The sequence below is a fragment of the Azospirillum sp. genome, assembly GCF_035627195.1.
Taxonomy (GTDB): Bacteria; Pseudomonadota; Alphaproteobacteria; order Azospirillales; family Azospirillaceae; genus Azospirillum.
On record NZ_DASPMG010000079.1, the window covers coordinates 1 to 19937 of the forward strand.

General features: G+C 70.2%; 18 protein-coding genes. 14 read left to right on the top strand and 4 right to left on the bottom strand.

What is annotated here, in order from left to right:
* The 9 genes from VED21_RS06660 to VED21_RS06700 all read left to right on the top strand — a co-directional run.
* Positions 1-722, top strand: a 722-nt coding sequence (locus VED21_RS06660) for a 3-dehydroquinate synthase (protein WP_324881541.1), incomplete at its 5' end; no start/stop codon positions are given.
* Positions 722-1900 (top strand): metabolite traffic protein EboE, encoded by a 1179-nt coding sequence (eboE, locus tag VED21_RS06665; RefSeq protein WP_324881542.1) that lies wholly within the window; start codon positions 722-724, stop codon positions 1898-1900. The genes VED21_RS06660 and eboE, both read left to right, overlap by 1 nt.
* Positions 1876-2778, top strand: a complete 903-nt coding sequence (locus tag VED21_RS06670; RefSeq protein ID WP_324881543.1) for a UbiA family prenyltransferase — start codon at positions 1876-1878, stop codon at positions 2776-2778. Before eboE ends, VED21_RS06670 begins: the two co-directional genes overlap by 25 nt.
* Before the next feature lie 519 nt (positions 2779-3297).
* Entirely contained in the window at positions 3298-5196 is a 1899-nt protein-coding gene (locus VED21_RS06675) for a hypothetical protein (protein ID WP_324881544.1), read from the top strand.
* A gap of 60 nt (positions 5197-5256) precedes the next feature.
* Entirely contained in the window at positions 5257-6405 is a 1149-nt protein-coding gene (locus tag VED21_RS06680; protein WP_324881545.1) for a ferritin-like protein, read from the top strand.
* 453 nt (positions 6406-6858) lie between these two features.
* A complete protein-coding gene (locus tag VED21_RS06685; RefSeq protein ID WP_324881546.1) occupies positions 6859-7788 on the top strand; it encodes a class I fructose-bisphosphate aldolase in 930 nt (309 codons plus the stop codon).
* Positions 7789-7858: 70 nt separating this feature from the next.
* Positions 7859-8467, top strand: coding sequence for a hypothetical protein (locus tag VED21_RS06690; RefSeq protein WP_324881547.1), 609 nt, complete (start codon positions 7859-7861; stop codon positions 8465-8467).
* The gene (gene thiE / locus VED21_RS06695; RefSeq protein WP_324881548.1) at positions 8464-9099 is read left to right on the top strand and encodes a thiamine phosphate synthase; all 636 of its coding nucleotides are present in this window, start codon (positions 8464-8466) and stop codon (positions 9097-9099) included. Before VED21_RS06690 ends, thiE begins: the two co-directional genes overlap by 4 nt.
* Positions 9100-9297: 198 nt before the next feature.
* A complete protein-coding gene (locus VED21_RS06700) occupies positions 9298-10101 on the top strand; it encodes a TSUP family transporter (protein ID WP_324881549.1) in 804 nt (267 codons plus the stop codon).
* Here the strand turns inward: VED21_RS06700 and VED21_RS06705 are convergent.
* A complete protein-coding gene (locus VED21_RS06705) occupies positions 10094-10444 on the bottom strand; it encodes a hypothetical protein (protein WP_324881550.1) in 351 nt (116 codons plus the stop codon). The two genes, VED21_RS06700 and VED21_RS06705, sit on opposite strands and share 8 nt — an antisense overlap.
* A 238-nt stretch (positions 10445-10682) precedes the next feature.
* On the opposite strand from VED21_RS06705, the gene VED21_RS06710 reads away from it, so the two are divergent.
* Positions 10683-12002, top strand: a complete 1320-nt coding sequence (locus VED21_RS06710) for an OmpP1/FadL family transporter (RefSeq protein ID WP_324881551.1) — start codon at positions 10683-10685, stop codon at positions 12000-12002.
* Between the two features lie 166 nt (positions 12003-12168).
* The gene (locus tag VED21_RS06715) at positions 12169-13164 is read left to right on the top strand and encodes an MDR family oxidoreductase (protein ID WP_324881552.1); all 996 of its coding nucleotides are present in this window, start codon (positions 12169-12171) and stop codon (positions 13162-13164) included.
* Positions 13165-13295: 131 nt separating this feature from the next.
* Here VED21_RS06715 and VED21_RS06720 read toward each other — a convergent pair whose 3' ends face one another.
* Positions 13296-13745, bottom strand: coding sequence for a PaaI family thioesterase (locus tag VED21_RS06720; protein ID WP_324881553.1), 450 nt, complete (start codon positions 13743-13745; stop codon positions 13296-13298).
* 211 nt (positions 13746-13956) lie between these two features.
* Between VED21_RS06720 and VED21_RS06725 the strand changes: the two genes are divergently transcribed.
* From VED21_RS06725 to VED21_RS06735, 3 genes are all read left to right on the top strand, one after another.
* Entirely contained in the window at positions 13957-14652 is a 696-nt protein-coding gene (locus tag VED21_RS06725) for a histidine phosphatase family protein (protein WP_324881554.1), read from the top strand.
* 151 nt (positions 14653-14803) lie between these two features.
* A complete protein-coding gene (locus VED21_RS06730; protein WP_324881555.1) occupies positions 14804-16468 on the top strand; it encodes a long-chain fatty acid--CoA ligase in 1665 nt (554 codons plus the stop codon).
* Entirely contained in the window at positions 16465-16923 is a 459-nt protein-coding gene (locus tag VED21_RS06735) for a MaoC family dehydratase (RefSeq protein WP_324881556.1), read from the top strand. The genes VED21_RS06730 and VED21_RS06735 overlap by 4 nt, the downstream gene beginning before the upstream one ends.
* 6 nt (positions 16924-16929) lie before the next feature.
* Here the strand turns inward: VED21_RS06735 and VED21_RS06740 are convergent, their stop codons facing one another.
* Positions 16930-17379 carry a hypothetical protein gene (locus VED21_RS06740; protein ID WP_324881557.1) on the bottom strand — a complete coding sequence of 150 codons (450 nt, stop codon included), beginning with the start codon at positions 17377-17379 and terminating at the stop codon, positions 16930-16932.
* A gap of 298 nt (positions 17380-17677) precedes the next feature.
* Positions 17678-19876, bottom strand: a complete 2199-nt coding sequence (locus VED21_RS06745) for a DNA topoisomerase (protein ID WP_324881558.1) — start codon at positions 19874-19876, stop codon at positions 17678-17680.
* Positions 19877-19937: the final 61 nt, after the last annotated feature.

The window sequence follows — 19937 nt, forward strand, 5'->3', positions numbered from 1 at the left end:
TGGCGCAGAACGATTCCGGCGTCGGCGTGAAGAGCGCCATCAACCGCGACGGGGCCAAGAACCAGATCGGCACCTTCGCCCCGCCCTGGGCGGTGGTGAACGACGCCGCCTTCCTGGACACCCTGCCCGCCCGCGACCGCGTCGCCGGCATGGCGGAGGCGGTGAAGGTCGCGCTGATCCGCGACCGCGCCTTCTTCGAATGGCTGGAGCGCTCCGCCGACGCGCTGGTGCTGTTCGAGCCGGACGCCGTGGCCCACTCGATCCGCCGTTGCGCCGAGCTGCACATGAAGCAGATCGCCGAGGGCGGCGACCCGTTCGAGCAGGGCAGCGCCCGCCCGCTGGACTTCGGCCACTGGGCCGCGCACAAGCTGGAGACGCTGAGCCGCAACCACCTGCGCCACGGCGAGGCGGTGGCCATCGGCATCGCGCTGGACACCCGCTATTCCGTGCTGGCCGGCCTGCTGCCGGCGGGCGAGGACCTGCGCGTCGCCGTCCTTCTCGAACATCTGGGCTTCCGCCTCTGGCACCCGGCGCTGGCGCGGCGTGATGACGCCGGCCGGCCCCAGGTGCTGGCCGGGCTGGAGGAGTTCCGCGAACATCTGGGCGGCCGGCTGACCATCACGCTGCTGGCGGGCATCGGCCGCGGCGTCGAGGTGAACGCCATGGACCCGGCCCTGGTCGAACAGGCGATATCCTGGCTGGCCGCGCGGGAGGGTGCCTGATGCGCCTGCCGGAGAACCGCGGCACGCTCGGCTACTGCCTGAACGTGCACCCGACGCAGACCTTCGCGGAGGTGCGCGCCGCCCTGCTGGGCCCGACGGCGGAGATCAAGCGCCGGCTCTGCCCCGACCGCCCCTTCGGCGTCGGCCTGCGCCTGTCCGCCGAGGCGGCGGCCGAACCGAACGCCGCGGCGGAACTGGCGGCCATCTTCGCCGGGGAAGGCTTCGCGGCCTTCACCATGAACGGCTTCCCCTACGGCCGCTTCCACGGCGCCCCGGTCAAGGAGACGGTCTACGAGCCCGACTGGACCACGCCGGAGCGCGTCGCCTACACCGTGACGCTGGCCGAGACCATGGCCGCCCTGGTGCCGCCGGGGGAGCGTGCGACCATCAGCACCGTGCCCGGCGGCTACGGCATAACCCTGCGCCGGCGGGAGGCGGCGGTGGCCGAGGGGCTGCTGCAGGCGACGGCGGCGCTGGTCCGGCTGGAACGCGCCACCGGCCGCACCGTCGCCCTGGCGCTGGAGCCCGAACCCTGGTGCCTGCTGGAAACGGTGGCCGACGCCATAGCCTTCTTCGGCGCCCACCTGTTCACCGTCGCCGCCGCGCGCCGGCTGGCCGCCCTTGCCGGCCTGACGGTGGAGGACGCGGTGGCGGCCCTGCCCCGCCACCTGGGCCTGTGCCTGGACGTCTGCCACATGGCCGTCGGCTTCGAGGAGCCGGAGGACGCCCTGCCCGCCCTGGCCGCCGCCGGCATCCCCATCCACAAGGTGCAGCTCAGCGCCGCGCTGCGCGTCCCGCGCATGGACGCGGCGGGGCGCGCGCGGATGGCGTCGTTCCAGGATCCCGTCTACCTGCACCAGACCGCCGTCCGCCAGCCGGACGGCGCGAAGCGCCGCTTCCTCGACCTTCCCTACGCCCTGATGGGCGAGCCGGACGATGGCGCGGAATGGCGCGTGCACTTCCACGTCCCCCTGTTCGCCGAGTTGGAGCCGCCGCTGGCCTCCACCCGCGACGTGCTGGACCGGGTGCTGAACCTGCACCGCGACCGCCCGGTGAGCGCGCACCTGGAGGTCGAGACCTACACCTGGGATGTTTTGCCCGCCGAGGCGCGCGGCGGCCTGACCGTCACCGACGGCATCGAGAAGGAGCTGCGATGGGTGCTGCAACGGCTGTCCTGATCCGCCCGCGCGCGGCGCTGGTGCTGGGCCGCGTGTCGAACCTGCCGACGGTGCTGAGCAACGCGCTGGCCGGCATCGCGCTGACTGGCATCGGGCTGGCGGGTGCGGCATGGCCGCCCGCCGTCCTGATCGGCGCGGCGGCGGCGCTGGCGCTGCTCTACGTCGGCGGCATGTACCTGAACGACGCCTTCGACGCGGAGGTGGACGCGCGCGAGCGGCCGGCGCGCCCCATCCCCCGCGGCGACGCGGCGCGCGGCGCGGTGTTCGCCGCCGGCTTCGCGCTGGTCGGCGCCGGCGTGGCGCTGGCCGCCGTGCCAGGCCCGGCGGCCCTGCTGTGCGGCGCGCTGCTGGCCGGGGCCATCCTGCTGTACGACGCCGTGCACAAGCACACGGCCGCGGCACCGGCGATCATGGGGCTGTGCCGGCTGCTCGCCTACCTCACGGCGGCGGCGATGGCCGGCGGCGACGCGCTGGGCACCGCGCTGCTGCTGGGCGGCGGCGGCCTGTTCTGCCACGTCGTCGGCCTGACCTATGCCGCCAAGCAGGAAGCGTACGACCGGCTGGACAACGCGTGGCCGCTGGCGGTGCTGGCGGTCCCGCTGGCAGGCGCGCTGTGGGCGGCGATGGCGGCGGCGGGGGCGGCGCCGCTGGCGCTGGTCCTGTGGGCGGCCCTCGCCGCGACGACCGCCTGGGCGGTGCGCCGCCTGTTCCGCCGCGCCCCCGGCGACGTGCCCCGCGCCGTCGCCGCCCTGATCGCCGCCATCGCGCTCTACGACGCGGTGCTGATCGCCGCCGCCGGACAGCCCCTGCCGGCGCTGATCGCCGCGCTGTGCTTCCCGCTGACGCTCGCGCTGCAGAGAATCGTCCCGGGGACCTGAGCGGTTCCGCGTGTCTGACCTTCATAGCCCCTCCCCCTTGACGGGGGAGGGGTTGGGGAGAGGGTGGTTACGCCTCTCACGCTGGCCGAAGGCCAGCGCTGCCGGCGTCAGGCGGATGCCTTTGGCATCCGCTGAGAGCCCGGCAGGGCGGAAGAGAGTCATGTTCCGCCTGCCGGCGGCTATCCCCCTCTCCCCAACCCCTCTCCCGCGAGGGGAGAGGGGCTATAAGGGTCAGGCCCGCGTCACAGCCACGCGATCCTCCGAGCAATAGGCATCTCACATAAACGTATATGATTGTGAAACGTAGCGACAAATCATCGCATGAATTTTTAAGCCCGTTCACGGGAGTTTCGTTTGACCAAGCAATCTTGCTTGGACAGCATGGCGGCAGGATGAAGTTGCGTGGAGGCGCAATGAACAGGCGAAGCGCCGCGCCTGCCTAATTAAATACACGAATATGTATGCGCTCCCGCCGATGATCCGGACATGCCGAAACGGCTTTCCATGAGGTGATTCACCATGTCATTCCTCAATTACCCTCGGCTGGTCTTCTCGGGCCTGTTCCAAGCCGACCCGTCGACCGTCAACAACGACCCGCGCCATTACAGCAACGGGTATTTCGACGAGCGCTTCCAGGAATTCACCAAATCAGGGGCCGACGGCACCCAGTACAATGGCTGGTGGAACCCGCCGGGCACCAGCATCTTCCGCTTCGCCCAGACCAAGGTGAACAGCCTGTGGGGGGAGGACGGCCAGACGCTGACCGACCCCGCGGCGGACCCGGCCTTCGCCCTGACCGTGGGCAACACGCTGGACCAGAGCTCGGCCAAGATCGTCGACCTCGATCCGGACTGGCAGCTCGCGTCCGAGCTGTACGGCCTCGTGGTCTCCCTCACGGCGCCGGACGGGCGGACGGTGTTCACCGGCCGGTTCGAGGTGGCGCCCTTCCGCGACCTGTGGTTCAGCCGGGGTCCGGGCGGCGGTGACGGTGCGGCGACCGCGTCCTTCCAGTCGGTGCTCACCGACCTGCAATGGAACATCGACGGCTTCGGCAGCGCCTTCCTGGAGCGGCTGAAGGCCGAGGCGGACAAGGCCGAGGCGCTGTCCGTGCGCCTGACCACCTTCGCCTACGACGACAGCGTGGGCGAGGCGACCTTCACCTACGGCTCGCTGCTCGGCGCCATCGGCCCCTATGCGGCGTCCGAACCGAGGAGCTTCGTGCTGGGCCGGCGCTTCACGCCGACGCCGCAGCAGGGCGTCCGCACCCAGAACGGAGAGAAGCTGAACCTCACGTGGTTCTCCGGCGCGGTCGTCGACGTGCCGGGCACCGGGGGCGCCGCCCTCTCCCTGGACCTGAGCAACACGCTGCCGGTCGACGCCGACGCCGAGTTCATCGATTACGGCCCGCTGCCGGTCGCCGCGCTGACGTACGACGGCGTGCAGGCCGGCGACGTCATCGCCGAGGGAGACTGCGTCGTGCTCGGCGAGATCACGGACTACAAGACGCTCCAGCACGTCCTGGGCGGCATCCTCGACCTGCCGCTGACGGCGGAGCAGCGGGACGCCATCGCCGACCGTCCGCTGGCCATCCTGGTGCCGAACGCCCCGCGCACCGGCCCCGGCGCCTACATCGTGGCCAGCCGCGAAACGCCGGACGGCCTCCAGCTGCGGCCGGAGAAGTTCACCTTCCGCCTGCACTCCGACGACAACGGCCCGCGGTCCGGCGAGACGGTCTTCTACGCCGCCCGCTACGGCGTGCCGCTGGCCGGTCAGGCCATCGCCTTCGGCACCACCGCCCAGGCGCTCGACACCGACGACGCGCCCTCCGACGTGCCGGACGACACCACGCCGGCGGCGCCCATCCCGTTCAACAACGCGCCGCTGCGCATGATCGCCTTCACCCCGGCCGAGCCGGTGACCGACGCCGACGGCAAGGCGGCGGTGACGCTGACGGTGACCGGTCCGCTCGGCTACCCGCGCGGCTATTTCGACGGGCAGCTCTACGTCTTCGACTACAATCTGGCGCACCCCGCGCGCGCCACCGGTGACAAATCGCCGTTCGACCGGCTGGCGGCGCTGGTGTTCAGCGCCTACGACGTGCCGGAAAAGCCGGTCTGGGCCGACATCCAGCCGATCATGCAGCAGTACTCCAACCTCTACCCGGTGATGAGCCGGCAGCTCTTCGACTTCGCCAACGAGGATCAGGCGCGGTCGAACGCCTACACCCTGAAGTTCGCCTTCACGCGTCCCTTCGAGGAGGCCGGCCACATGCCGGTGACGCGCGACCTGTCGAACGGCAAGCGCAAGGCCATCCTGGCGGTGCTCGATTCCTTCATCGCGGAGGCCGGCGGCGCCCCGCCGCCGAACGCGGAGCGGTTCGCCAACCGCCGCGGCCGCTGCCCCATGGGCCACGGCTGATCCGGACGCGCGCACCCAGTTTGCCCCGGCCAAGCTCTCCCTGATTGGAGATTCCCGATCATGTTGCTTCTGAAGAAGAACCGCCTCGACCGCGCGCGCGCCGCGACGAGAACCGCCGACAAGCTGGCGGAGGTCCGCTCCATGCTCGCCACCGCCGTGACGGTCGAGCTGTCGACCCTGCCGCCCTACCTGTCCGCCGCCCTCTCGGTGGCCCCCCACAGCCAGACCAACCACGACGCCGTCAAGCTCGTCCAGTCGGTGGCCGTGGAGGAGATGCTGCACATGACGCTCGCCGCCAACACGCTGATCGCGGTGGGCGGCAACCCGGTGATCAACGACCCCGCCACGCTGCCGCACTATCCCGGCAGCCTGCCGGACATCGCCCCCGGCCTCGTGGTGACCACCGCCGCGCTGTCGCGCGAACAGGCCCGCACCGTGTTCATGGGGATCGAGCGGCCGGACACCAAGGCGCGCCTGCCCGGCGAAACGCCGGAGGAGCACGCCCGCGCCGTCGCCATGCTGGCCGATCCCGAGTACGTCTCGATCGGCGACTACTACGCCGAGATCAAGCGGCAGCTGACGGAACTCGCCCGCCAGGACCCGGCGCTGTTCGCGCATCCGCGCATCGACCAGCAGGTCCCGGCCGCCCGCTACTTCAACGTCGACTTCAAGGTCAACCCGCTGGGCTACGTGGACAGCCTGGCCTCGGCGCTGGACGCCATCGACCTGATCGTCGAACAGGGCGAGGGCGTGCAGATCGAGGAGGACCCGATCAACCCCTACACCGGGCGCCGGGGCGAGCTGTCCCACTATTTCAAGTTCGGGGAGATCGCCTACGGCCACCGTCTGGTCCGCAACCCGGAGGACCCGTCCGGCTGGTCCTACACCGGCGATCCGGTCGCGCTGGAGGGTGTCCCGCCCATCGTGCGGAACGCCTCGCTGGAGGACTATCCGGAGGGCAGCGTCGCCCACCTGCCGGCGCAGGCCTTCTTCAACACCTACGTCCGCCTGCTGAACGCGCTGCACCTGACGTTCAACGGCGAGCCGGCGCGGCTGTCCGACGCGCTCTCCGTGATGTACGAGCTGCGGCTCGCCGCGTTCAAGGTGACCGGCATCCCCGTGGGGGACGAGGCCGCCGGGAACGGGAGCCAGATCACGTTGATGGGCGGCCCGCCGTTCCAGGCGCGGCGCGTGGCGCCCCCCACCTGACCCGGCGCGGTGCCCCGCCCCAGGGCAATCGCTTGAAGGGCTTGCGGCTGCTGAATAGCCCCTCTCCCTTGAGGGGGCGACGCCGAAGGGCGTCGCGGTTGGGGTGAGGGTGATTACGGCCGGATGGCCGGAGAACAAGACTCTTTTCCCGCCATCCGGCGGTAACGACCCCTCATCCCAACCCTTCTCCCTCAAGGGGAGAAGGGCTTTTTCAGCTTCCGCCATGATGCGTGCATCACGTAGTCGCGGGAGAGAGGGGCGGGGCGTCCGGCCGCGACATCGGGTCCGCCTTCCTGGAATAGCCCGTTTTTCCCGCCGATCCGGGCGGTGTAGGCCCTGAATCGTACGCAGGCCAGCGGAAATAGGCCCGCCGCAAGCGTTGCAATGCGCCGCCGGCTGGGATATGAGGGCGCGATTTCCAATCCAAAAAATGCCCCACGGAGACGAGCCACCATGAAGCTCACCCGCCGCGTCAAAGAGATTCTTGCAAATTACGAGAGCGACAATCCGGGCGTGAAGGCCAACCTCGCCCGCATCCTCATGGAAGGCAAGCTGGGCGGCACCGGCAAGCTGGTCATCCTGCCCGTCGACCAGGGCTTCGAGCACGGCCCGGCGCGCAGCTTCGCGCCGAACGAGCCGGGCTACGACCCGCACTACCACTACCAGTTGGCCATCGACGCGGGCTGCAACGCCTATGCCGCCCCGCTGGGCTCGCTGGAGGCGGGTGCGTCGACCTTCGCCGGCTCGATTCCGCTGATCCTCAAGATGAACAGCGCCAACAGCCTGTCGACCCAGAAGGAAGCGGCCGACCAGGCGATCACCGCCTCCATCGACGACGCGCTGCGCCTGGGCTGCTCGGCCATCGGCTTCACGATCTACCCCGGCTCGGACGCCATGTACGACCAGTACGAGGAGATCCGCGAGCTGTCGGCCGAGGCCAAGTCGGTCGGCCTCGCCACCGTGCTCTGGTCGTACCCGCGCGGCGGCAACATCTCCAAGGACGGTGAGCTGGCCATCGACGTGATCGGCTACGCCGCTCACATGGCCGCCCTGCTGGGCGCCCACATCATCAAGGTCAAGCTGCCCAGCGCGCATCTGGAGCAGGCCGAGGCCAAGAAGGTCTATCAGGCCAAGGAGATCCCGATCGCCACGCAGGCCGAGCGCGTCAAGCACATCATGCAGTGCGCCTTCAACGGCCGCCGCATCGTGGTGTTCTCGGGCGGCGCGGCCAAGGGCGAGGACGCGGTGTTCGAGGACGCCCGCGCCATCCGCGACGGCGGCGGCAACGGCTCGATCATCGGCCGCAACGCCTTCCAGCGCTCGCGCGAGGATGCGCTGAAGCTCCTCGACCGGATCATGAAGATCTACCAGGGCAAGGAATAAGGGTGCTACACGGGGGCAGGATCAACCCTGCCCCCGGTTCCCCCCCGGTTCCCCATGGCCCGGTTTCCTCATGGATAACGCCGAAGCTAGGCGCATCGTCGCCGAGGAACACGGCGGAATCCTGCCGCAGTTCGAGGTGTTCTACCTCCTGGCGCTCGCGGACCACTGCGAACGGGCGCTCACGGCGTGGAAGCGCGGCGTCGAGGCGCTGGAGCACAACGTCGACAACCACATCACCATCTTCAGCGAGTTCCAGGAATTCGTCGCCAGAGCGGCCGCCGTCTGCCGATATTTCTGGCCGGTCTCCAAGGATCACCTCGCACAGGCCCGCTCCGAAAAGCTCAAGGCCGCGTTCGCGGTCGGTGCGCAAAGCCCGCTCCGGCAGGTTCGTGACGCGAGAGACAGCCTCGAGCATCTCGACGAACGGCTGGACACGTTTCAGATCACCGGCGCCGGCGGCCAGATCTTCCCCTCGCTGATCGCGCCCGAGAGGATGCTGGACGACCCGACGGCCCACGTCTTTCGCCTGATCGACCCGGAGAAGGCGGTTTTCGTGGTGCTGGGGACGCGCATCGAGCTTTTCCCGTTGCACAGTGAAATTCAGAGGCTCTACGACTTGCTGCAGGACGTCCGCGTGAAGTGCGGGCGGCTTCCGCCCCCATCGCGAACCGGATCATGACCGACTGCCGCCTCTACCTCGTGACGCCCCCCTCCCTGGAGCCGGCGGCGTTCGCCGTTCAACTCGCCACGGCGCTGGACGCCGGCGACGTGGCCTGCGTGCAGCTGCGGCTCAAGGACTGCTCCGACGACGCCGTCCGCCGCGCCTGCGACGCGCTGCGCCCGGTGGCGCAGGACCGCGGCGTTGCCTTCATCCTGAACGACCACCCCGCGTTGGCCAAGGAAATGGGCTGCGACGGCGTGCACGTCGGCCAGAAGGACACGCCCTACAAGAAGGCCCGGCAGATCGTCGGCAAGGACGCCATCGTCGGCGTCACCTGCCACGACAGCCGCCACCTCGCCATGGAAGCCGGCGAGGAGGGGGCGGACTACGTCGCCTTCGGCTCCTTTTTCCCGACCACGACCAAGGACGTGGAGCACCACCCCACCCCCGACCTGCTGGCGTGGTGGGCCGAGCTGATGGAAATCCCCTGCGTCGCCATCGGCGGCATCACGCCGGAGAACTGCGGCCCGCTGGTCAAGGCCGGCGCCGATTTCCTGGCCGTCGTCTCCGCCGTCTGGCACCACCCGGACGGGCCGGGTGCCGCGGTGAAGGCCTTCAACACGGCCATCGCGGAGGCCGCCGCCGGATAGGGCGGCTTATGGATTTCTTGAAGCCCCTCTCCCTCGACGGGGCGACGCCGAAGGGCGTCGCGGTTGGGGAGAGGGTGGTTACCGGCGGCAGCCGGGACAAAGACTCTCTTCCGCCGCCGTCCGGCGGCCATCCCCCTCTCCCCAACCCCTCCCCCGCAAGGGGGGAGGGGCTTTCATGCAAACCGGTAGGCGCCCCCCATGGACCTGTCCTTCGACCTCGTTGGCATCCTGTTCGCCGTCGGGCTGGTGGCGGGCTTCGTCGATTCGATCGCCGGGGGCGGCGGGCTGTTGACCGTGCCGGCGCTGCTGTGGGCCGGGCTGACGCCGGCCGAGGCGCTGGCGACCAACAAGCTGCAATCCACCTTCGGCTCCTTCTCGGCGACACTGAAGTTCGTGCGCGGCGGCGAGGTGAACCCGCGCGCCATGGGGCGCATGATCGCCTGCACCTTCGCCGGCTCGGCGCTGGGCGCCATCGTGGTGCAGATGCTCGATCCCGGCTTCCTGCGCGACGTCATCCCCTTCCTGCTGATCGGCATCGCCATCTACCTGCTGCTGTCGCCCAAGGCCGGCGACCTGGACGCCCACCACCGCATCGGCGACACCACGTTCGCGCTGCTGATCGGCACCGGCATCGGCTTCTACGACGGGTTCTTCGGGCCGGGCACGGGGACGTTCTTCGCCATCTCCTTCGTGGCGCTGCTGGGCTACAACCTGCGCAAGGCGACGGCGCACACCAAGGTGCTGAACTTCACCAGCAACGTGGCAGCACTCCTGTTTTTCCTGCTGGGCGGGCACATCCTGTGGCTGACCGGCATCGCCATGGGCGTCGGCCAGTATTTCGGGGCGTGGCTGGGCGCGCACATGGTGATCCGCAACGGCGCGCGGGTGGTGCGGCCGATGCTGGTCGTGGCGTCCGTCGCCATCACCGCCAAGCTGGTGTGGAGCGACGCCGACCACCCGCTGCGCCTGGGCGTGGCCTACGTGGTGGCCCTGTTCAGCTGAACCACCCGCCGCTGGAATGCAGGCGGCGCAGCGTCATCGACGAACCGGTGATGGGATCGCGGAAGGTGGCGGTGTTGCGGTCGACGAAGCGCACAGTCAGCGTCGGCCCGAATCCGCGCGGGACGACGCGCACCGTGTCGCCGTCCACCACGTATTCCACGTCCTGCTCGAAGCCCAGCACGCTCATGCTGGAGCGGCGGAACTCGTAGGTGCCGAGCGACAGCCCCTCGCCCACCGGGGCCTGCAGCGTCCAGCGGCCGTTCAGCCAGTTCGTCGGGTCGTAGGTCTCGCACGCGGCAAGCGCCACCAGGACGGCAAGGAACAGGGTACAGCGCCGGACCATCGTCCTTCTCCCCCCGATCATCGTGAAGGGAGAACGCCCGGCAACGCCCCGAGGTTCGCCAGACCGCCCCCGCCATGGGGCTTTGCGGAAATGTCACACTCGACTCCCAACTGTCGGTGGACGAAACCTTCCGGATGCGTTCGGCCGCGACGTGACGTATACGTCAGTTCAAGCCACCGCACGGCGGACGACAAAGAAGCAACGGCCGGCAAGGCCATAAAAAATGGGGAAGAACCGCATGATCCGGAATTCGTTGAAGGCCCACCTGCTCGCCGCCGCGGCCGTCGCCGCGCTCGCCGTGCCCGTGACGGCGCACGCCGCCGGCTACGCGCTGAAGGAGCAGAGCGTGTCGGGCCAGGGCACGTCCTTCGCCGGCGTCACCGCCGGCGGCAACGGCGACGCCAGCGCCATGTTCTTCAACCCGGCGGCCATGGGGCTGGTCCAGGGCGGGCAGATCGTGCAGACCTTCACCGGCGTCCTGCCCTATTCGAAGGCGGAGAGCGTCACCGCCACCCGCGCCACGCGCGCCGGCGGCTCGCGCATCGCCGGCAGCACCGATCCGGGCGACGCGGCGAACGACGCCATCGTGCCGGCCGGCTATTTCGTCTATTCGATCAGCAACGACCTGAAGGTGGGCCTGTCGGCCAACGGCCCGTGGGGCCTCGTCACCGACTACGGCGCCGGGTGGGCGGGCCGCTACCACGGCATCCGGTCGGACCTGCGCACCTACAACTTCACGCCCACGGTGTCCTACCGCGTGCTGCCGCAGCTGACCGTCGGCGCCGGCCTGCAGGTCCAGTACGCCAAGGCGAAGCTGTCGCAGGCGTCGGACTTCGCGCTGCGCCGCGGCCTGCCGCCGGGATCACTGGACATCACCAGCGACATGGTGGGCGACGACTGGGGCTTCGGCGCCACCGCCGGCATCCTGTACGAGCCGATGAAGGGCACGCGCCTGGGCCTGTCCTACCGCTCGTCGGTCAAGCACACGCTGAAGGGCACGCTGTCGTTCGACGCCCCGGCGGCCCTGCGCGCGGCCCTGCCCAACCAGGGCATCTCGGCCGACATGGAGACGCCGGACATCGTCTCCTTCGGCGCGTACCACGAGATCAACGACCGCTGGGCGGTGATGGCCGACGTGCAGTGGACCAACTGGTCGAAGTTCAAGGAACTGCGCGTCAACGCCGCCAACCCGGCGTTCAACGCGGTGACGGAGGAGAACTGGAAGGACTCCTGGTTCTACTCGCTGGGCACCTCCTACAAGGCGACCGACGCGCTGACCCTGCGGGCCGGCATCGCCTATGACCAGACCCCGATCCCCAACGAGTTCCGCACGCCGCGCATCCCCGACGAAGACCGCCTCTGGCTGTCCATCGGCGCCGGCTACAAGGTGACGGAGTGGATTCAGGTGGATGCCGCCTACACGCACATCTTCGTCAAGAACTCCTCGGTCGACCTGCGCGACAACCTGACCGGCCCGAACACCGGCCGCGGCAATCTGACGGTCAACTACAAGAACCACGTCGACCTGATCGGTCTGCAGGCCCGCATCTCGTTCTGATCGTTGGGTTTTCGCTGACGCTCAACCCAACCTACCGGAACGTCGTAGGTTGGGTTGAGCCGAAGGCGAAAACCCAACGGCGCGCCCCCGGCGCTTGCCGCGGCGCACGCGCGTGGCATAGTTCCTCCCCAAAGCCGCAAACCGACAACGGGAGGACAGAACCGCCATGGCCGACAGCTTCATCGCCTTCGTGATCGAGGATGCCGAGGGCAAGCCCAAGGGCGGCTTCAAGCAGATCACCCGGGCCGACCTGCCCGACCACGACGTGCTGGTCGAGGTCGCCTATTCCACCGTGAACTACAAGGACGGCCTCGCCGTCACCGGCAAGGGCCGCATCGCGCGCAAGCTGCCCATGGTGGGCGGAATCGACCTTGCCGGCACGGTGGCCGAGTCGCGCTCCCCCGACTGGAAGCCGGGCGACAAGGTGCTCGTCAACGGCTGGGGCCTGTCGGAGACGCAGTGGGGCGGCTACAGCCGCTACCAGCGCCTGAAGCCGGAATGGCTGACCCGCCTGCCCGACGCCTTCACGCCGGAGGAGGCGATGGGCATCGGCACCGCCGGCTACACGGCGGCGCTGTGCGTCGAGGCGCTGGAGAAATGGGGCGCCATTCAGCCGGGCGGCAAGGAGGTGCTGGTCACCGGTGCGGCCGGCGGCGTCGGCTCGGTCGCCGTGGCGCTGCTCGCCAAGCGCGGCTACCCGGTCACCGCGTCGACCGGGCGGCCGGAGACGCACGAGTACCTGTCCGGCCTGGGCGCCACCGCCTTCATCGACCGCGCAACGCTGCTGGAAAAGGGCCCCCCCTTGCAGAAGGAGCGCTGGGCCGGCGGCGTCGACTCGGTGGGCGGCATCACGCTGGTCAACGCCCTGTCGCAGACCGTGTGGGGCGGCGCCATCGCCGCCTGCGGTCTGGCCGGCAGCGCCGACCTGCCCGGCACCGTGCTGCCGCACATCCTGCGCAGCGTCACCCTGATGGGCATCGATTCCGTGATGGCCCCGGCGGCCCGGCGCGACGCCGCCTGGGCGCGGCTGGCCCGCGACCTGGACAAGGACAAGCTGAAGGCGATGTACGAGGTGCACCCCTTCTCCGACCTGCCCGACCTGGGCACCAAGATCCTCGCCGGCCAGATCCGCGGCCGCGTGGTCCTGGACATCGGGAAGTAACGGGGTTTTGAGACACGGATGAACACGGATCTGGCACGGATGAACACGGATAAGAATAAAAAATCCGTGTCCATCCGTGGCCGGCCCCGCCGGCATCCGTGTCCATCCGTGTCAAAATCTCTCTTTCTTTCTCACCCCACCTGTACGTCCGCCTCCGGATGTCCGGCCGGGTTCTCGCTGCCGGCGACGTAGCGCAGGCGGGCGGTGGCGCTGGCCACGAGGCGGCCGTCGCGGCCGTGCAGCAGGCCCTCGGCCAGCAGGATCTTGCCGTCGCGGTGGGTGATCCGGCCGCGGATGCGCAGCGGCGCCGGCTCGGCCGGGGCGAGGAACTGGGTGGACAGGTTCAGCGTGACGACGCGGCGCATGTTGCCCGGCACCCGGCATAGGCAGCCGGCCAGCCCGGTGGCGGCGTCCAGCAGCGAGGCCTGCACGCCGCGGTCCACCAGCCCGGCCTCGTCCAGGTGCCGGCCGGCGGCGTCCAGGCCCAGCAGGATCGCGTCGTCCTCCCACTCCAGCACGCGGAAACCCAGCAGCTGCTGGTAGGGGAACAGCGCGTCGTACGCGCCCGGTGCCGTCGCCATGCCGTGTCTTCCGCCCTGCGTCTTGTTCCGGCGCGGAGGATTTCAGCAGCGCCGGGTCGCTGTCAAGCTGCGGAACTGAATTCCACGTCGGAATATTCCGCATTGCGGGACTGCGTTTCATAAGGTTGCCCAACAATCCGCCCCGTGCCACAGTGGCGCGCCTTGGCACACCCCCCTCGGCCCCCTCGGCACCACCACACAGGCGCGGCGCATGACCACCCTCCTCCTGATCCGGCACGGCAAGGCCTCCTTCGGCACCGACGATTACGACCGGCTGTGCGACCAGGGGATCGAGCAGGCGCGGGCATTGGGCCTCCACATGGCGCGCGAGGGGCGGCTGCCCGACGCGGCGGTCAGCGGCCGGCTGCGCCGGCAGGCGGACACGGCGCGCCACGCCTTCGCGGCGGCCGAATGCAGGGTGCCGGTGGCGACCGACGCCGCCTTCGACGAGTACCCCAGCGACACGCTGTTCACCGCCTACCTGCCCGCCGTCGCCGCCCGCCATCCGGAGATCGCCGCCGCCGGCGACGCGCTGCGCCACGACCGCCGGCTGTTCCAGACGGCGCTGGCCGCCGTGATGGACCTCTGGACGGCCGGCGAAGAGGCCGCCGTGGAGGAGACCTGGGCGGCCTTCCGCGAGCGCGTGCGCGCCGGAATGGAGCGGGCGGTGGCCGGGCGCGGCAAGGACGACGTGGTGGCCGTCTTCACGTCGGGCGGCGTCATCGGCACGGCGGTGGGCGAGGTGCTGGGCCTGCCGGCCGAGCGCGCCGTGGCGTTGAGCTGGCGGGTGCAGAACGCCTCGGTCAGCGAGATCCACTACGGCCGCTCCGGCTTCGCTCTGGCCGGGTTCAACGCCGTGTCGCACCTGCGGCTGGCCGGCGGAGAGGCGTTGCTGAGCTACCGGTAGCGCTAATTTCGTACTGCGGAATAGTATTTCATGTACGTTGACGCCGGATCGGCCGCGTGCCAGAGTGCCGCATCCAGTTGATCGCGATACGGTGATCGCAAGACAGGGAAACGGCGGCACAGAACCGCCCCCGAGGGAGGACAGCACAGGAATGTTCGATCGTCACTTCAAGGTGTGGCCGCGCAACGTGCCGCGCCACCTGACCATCCCCGAGACGAACCTGCCGTTCAACCTGATGGTCACCGCGCAGCGCTACCCCGCGCGCACGGCCATCGTCCACTGCGGCCGGGAATTGACCTACGCCGGGTTCCACGATCAGGTGGAACGTCTGGCCGGCTGGCTCCAGCGCCGCCTGGGTGTGGCAAAGGGGGAGCGGGTGCTGCTGTACATGCAGAACAGCCCGCAGTTCATGATCGCCTATTACGCCATCCTGCGCGCCGACGCGGTGGTCGTCCCGGTCAACCCGATGAACCGCACCGCCGAGATGCAGCACCTCGTCGCCGACACGGGTGCGCGCGTGGTGCTGCTGGGGCAGGAGCTGTTCCCGGTGATCGAACCGCTGCTGGGTTCCACGGGCCTGCAACACGCGGTGGTGGCGAGCTATTCCGAATACGCCGACCCGGCCTTCGACCTGCCCGTCCCCGACGCGGTGAAGGCGCCGACGCGCACCGACTTCGGCACCCCCGCCGCCGTGCTGTGGCGCGACGCGCTGGCCGCCGGCGAGACGGCGAGCCCGGCGACGGCCGGCCCGGACGACCTTGCGGTGTTCCCCTACAGCTCCGGCACCACGGGGAACCCCAAGGGGTGCATGCACACGCACCGCACGGTGATGGCGACGCTGGCCGGCGGTCTGGCGTGGAACCCCTGCCCCGCCGATTCCGTCAATCTGGTGACGCTGCCGCTGTTCCACGTGACCGGCATGCAGAACTCCATGAACGCCCCGGTCTACGTCGGCGCCACCATGGTGATCCTGCCGCGCTGGGACCGCCGCATCGCGGCCGAGCTGATCCAGCGCCACCGCGTCGCGCGCTGGCGCAGCATCAGCACCATGGCCATCGACCTGGTCAACGACCCGGAGATCGCCAAGTACGACCTGAGCAGTCTGCAGTTCATCGGCGGCGGCGGCGCCTCCATGCCCGAGCCGGTGGCGAAGAAGCTGCGCGACCTGACCGGACTGGACTACATCGAGGGCTACGGCCTGTCGGAGACCATCGCCGCCACGCACATCAACCCGGTCGACCGGCCGAAGCGCCAGTGCCTGGGCATCCCCGTCTTCGACGTGGACAGCCGCATCATCAGCGTCGACGACGGCCGCGAGCTGGGCCCCGGCGATGTGGGCGAGATCATCATCCACGGCCCGCAGGTCTTCAAGGGCTACTGGAACGACCCCAAGGGCACGGAAGCCGCCTTCCTGGACCTGGACAGCAAGAGGTTCTTCCGCACCGGCGACCTCGGCTACTACGACGAGGACGGGTATTTCTTCATCGTCGACCGGGTGAAGCGGATGATCAACGCGTCGGGCTTCAAGGTCTGGCCGACGGAGGTGGAGGGGCTGATGCACCGCCACCCGGCCATTTCCGAGGTGTGCATCGTCGCCGCCCCCGACGCGCGGCGCGGCGAGACGGTGAAGGCCTTCGTCGTCCTGCGCGAGGATCAGCGCGACGCGGTGACGGGTCCGGAGATCATCGCGTGGTGCCGGGAGAACATGGCCGCCTACAAGTGCCCGTCGGCGGTCGAGATCGTCGAAGCCCTGCCCCGTTCGGCCACCGGCAAGCTGCAGTGGCGGGAATTGCAGAACAAGGAGTGGAACGCGTGAACCGCATCGCCGGAATCCCCGCCCTTCAGGAACGTATCGGCGCCGTTCTGGGCGTCAGCGACTGGGTGACCATCGAGCAGGAGCGCATCCAGGCCTTCGCCGACGCCACCGGCGACCAGCAGTGGATCCACGTGGACCGTGAGCGGTGCGAGCGCGAATCCCCCTACCGCACGACCATCGCGCACGGCTACCTGACTCTGTCGCTGCTGCCGATGCTGAGCGCGCAGGCGCTGACGGTGGAGGGGGTGAGTGCCCGCCTGAACTACGGCCTGAACCGCGTGCGCTTCCCCGCCCCGGTGCCGTCCGGCAGCCGCGTGCGCGCCACCTTCCGCCTGAAGTCGGTGGAGCCGCAGGGCGACAACCGTTTCCTCGTCACCACCGAGGCCACCATCGAAACGGACGGCGGCAGCCGCCCGGTGTGCGTGGCCGAGATGCTGGCGATGTACGTGGTGTGAGGCCCACTACGTCTTTATCAGGTTGCCCGGCGCCTTCTGCGGCTCCGGCTGCGCTGGGCGCAGCCCCTCCACCGCGCGGCGCAGGGCATCCAGGCCGGCGCCGGCCTTGTCCTTCGCCTCTTCCACCGCGCGGGTGATGGCGGCGCAGAGTGCGGCGCGGCGTTCGGGGTCGGCGCGGCTCGCCTCCACCTCGCGGGCCACGTCGTCAGCCGCACCCGGTTCGGCGACGGCCTTCGGATCGACGCCCAGCAGCGGCAGGATCAGCTCCCGCCCCTTCTCGCGCGCCAGCGCCACGGCCCGCCCGCCCAGCTTCTCGGCCGCCGCCATGCTGCCGTCCCACAGGGTGAGCGCCGCCGACACCGTCGGCGCGCAGACCGGCTGCGGTTCGGCCGCGCTTGCCGGCAACGCGGCGGTGGACAGGGCGAGAGCAAGAACGATGGCGGGCAGGTGCTGCATGGCGGGACACTCGCGGGCAGGTCATTCCAGCCCCTCCCCCAGCCCCGCTGGGGGAGGGAGGGACCCAGCCGAAGGCTGGGAGGGTGGGGGCAACGCCCTTGCCGGATGACGGAAACTCCCTGCCCTGTCAAGCTTGAGGCGCCTGCCGGCCCGCAGCAACTGGCCCCTACCCTCCCAAGCTTCGCTTGGGCCCCTCCACAGTCGCCCGCAAGTCGGGCGACTGCGCTACGCCTTTCGCGGCTTTGCCGCGAATGCCTGCGGCACCGGCTCCACGCCCCCGCCGGAGGCGAGGGAGGGGTTAATTTGCCTGTCCTGAATGCTGCTGGAGGAACTGGCGGCAGGCGTCGAAGTCGCGTTCGGCCTCCGGCGGCAGCGCCACGCGCTTGCGCTGGGCGAGGTCGCGGGCGAAGGCCATCATGCGCTCCGTCGGGCCGGCCCGGCGGGGTCCGGCGGGCGCGGCCGCGGCGGCCTTGCGCGGGCGGCGCGGCTTGGTCGCCGCCTTCGTGGCCGGCTTGGCGATCGCCGCCGGCGCGCCACCCGTGCCGTCCTCCGCCGCCGCGCGCTTGCGGCGCACGCCGGTGCCGCGCCCCTTCTTCGCCTTAAAACCGCCTTTGCCGGCCCCCCTGGCTGCTCCCCTGGCCGCCGGCCCACCGACGTCGATGACGGCGCCGGAACGGCCCTGCAGCGCGCCGATCAAGCGTTGCGCCTCGTCGGCGATGCCGTCGATGACGGTGCGGAAGTCGGCGCGGCCGGTCACCACCTCGTCCAGGCGCATCTCCCACACCGCCGTCGTGCCGGGGTCGACCAGCGGCGGGGCGGCGGCGCGCAGCAGTTCGAACAGCGACAGGCCGGCCAGCGTCGGCACCACCAGCTTGCCCTGCGCCGCCAGCAGGTTCTGCCGCTTCAGGCCCTTGATCACCTCGGCCCGCGTGGCCGGCGTGCCGATGCCCTTGGCGTCCTTCAGCCGTTCGCGCAGCGCCGGATCCTCGACGAAGCGCCACGCGTTCTGCATGGCGTCGATCAGCGTGCCCTCGTTGTAGCGCGGCGGCGGCTGGGTGCGCTTGGCCTCCACCTTGGGGTCGGACAGCGTCGCCGCCTCCCCGTTCACCAGCGGCGGCAGGTCCTGCTCGGCCTCGTCGGCCGGGGCGTCCTGCTGCTCGGCGGCGGTGTAGACGGCCTTCCAGCCCAGGCGCAGCGGGATGCGGCCGGTGGCGCGGAACTCGGCCGGAGCGCCGCCGGGCACCGCCACCTCCATGGTCGCCGTCGTCTGCCGGTATTCGAAGTCCGGCATCACGGCGGCCAGGTACGAGCGGCAGATCAGCGCGAACAGCCGCTTTTCGTCCTCGCTCAGCCGCGCCAGCCGGTTCTCCAGGTCGTCCATCACGTTGACGTTGGGCACGACCGCGTGGTGCGACACGCCCTCCAGCGCCTTGTCGCAGAAGTGGCCGGACTTGCCGCGGCGGATCACCGGTTTCCCGATCTCCAGGTGCGCGAAGCCGCGCAGCCGCGTCAGCGCGCCGACCAGCGCCGGCACGTCGGCGATCTGGTTCTCCGACAGATAGCGCGCCTCGGCGCGGGGGTAGGTGATGAGCTTCTTGCCCTCGCCGTCGTACAGCTCCTGCGCCACCTCCAGCGTCCGGTCGGCGGTCCAGCCCCAACGCTGGCCGCAGGTCTTCTGCAACGCCGGCAGGTCGAACAGCTTGGGCGGCGCCTGCCGCCGCTCCTCCACCTTCACCGCCAGCGGGCCCGTGTGCCCGGCCGCGGCGGCGGCCACCGCCTCGGCCCGCGCGCGCTCCTTGATGCGCAGCTTGGGCGGCGGGGCGTGGCGCATCAGGAAGGTGCCGGCGGCCACTGTGGCGGTGGCGACGACCTCGAAATAATCCTCCGGCTTGAAGTCGCGGATCTCGATCTCGCGCAGGCAGACGATGGCCAGCGTCGGCGTCTTCACCCGGCCGATGCCGATGACGCCGCGCGCACCGGGTGCGCGCAGCTGCGTGGTGGCGGTGCGGGTCAACGACAGGTTGAAGATCTGGTCGGCCTGCTGGCGCGCCACCGCCGCCTCGTACAGCGGGCGCATCTCGGTGTTGGGCTTCAGCGCGTCGAAGGCTTGGCGGATGGTCTTGGGGTCCTGCGCGGTGAACAGCGCGCGCTTCACCCGGCCGCGGAATCCCACGTGCTCCAGGATCTCCTGGCCGATCAGCTGCCCCTCGCGGTCGCAGTCGGTGGCCAGGATCACCTCGTCGCAGCCCTTCAGCGCGGCGGCGATGGCCTTGAACTTGGCCGCCTTGTTGCCGTAGGTGTCGACGCGCGTGGGGTACAGCCCGTCGGGCTTCAGCAGCGTCGGCGCCCAGCGCTTCCACGCGGGGTCGACCTCCTCCGGCTCGGCGAGGCGCAGCAGGTGCCCCTCCGCCGGCAGGATCTGCCCGAAGCGGGAGCCGAGTGCGGCGCGCAGGTCCTTCGCCTGGCTGGATTTCTCGGTGATGATCAACGTCGCCATGGCACCCGAGGATAGGCCACAAGCGCGAACAGAGCAAGAACGTTTGCGACACAGAGAACGT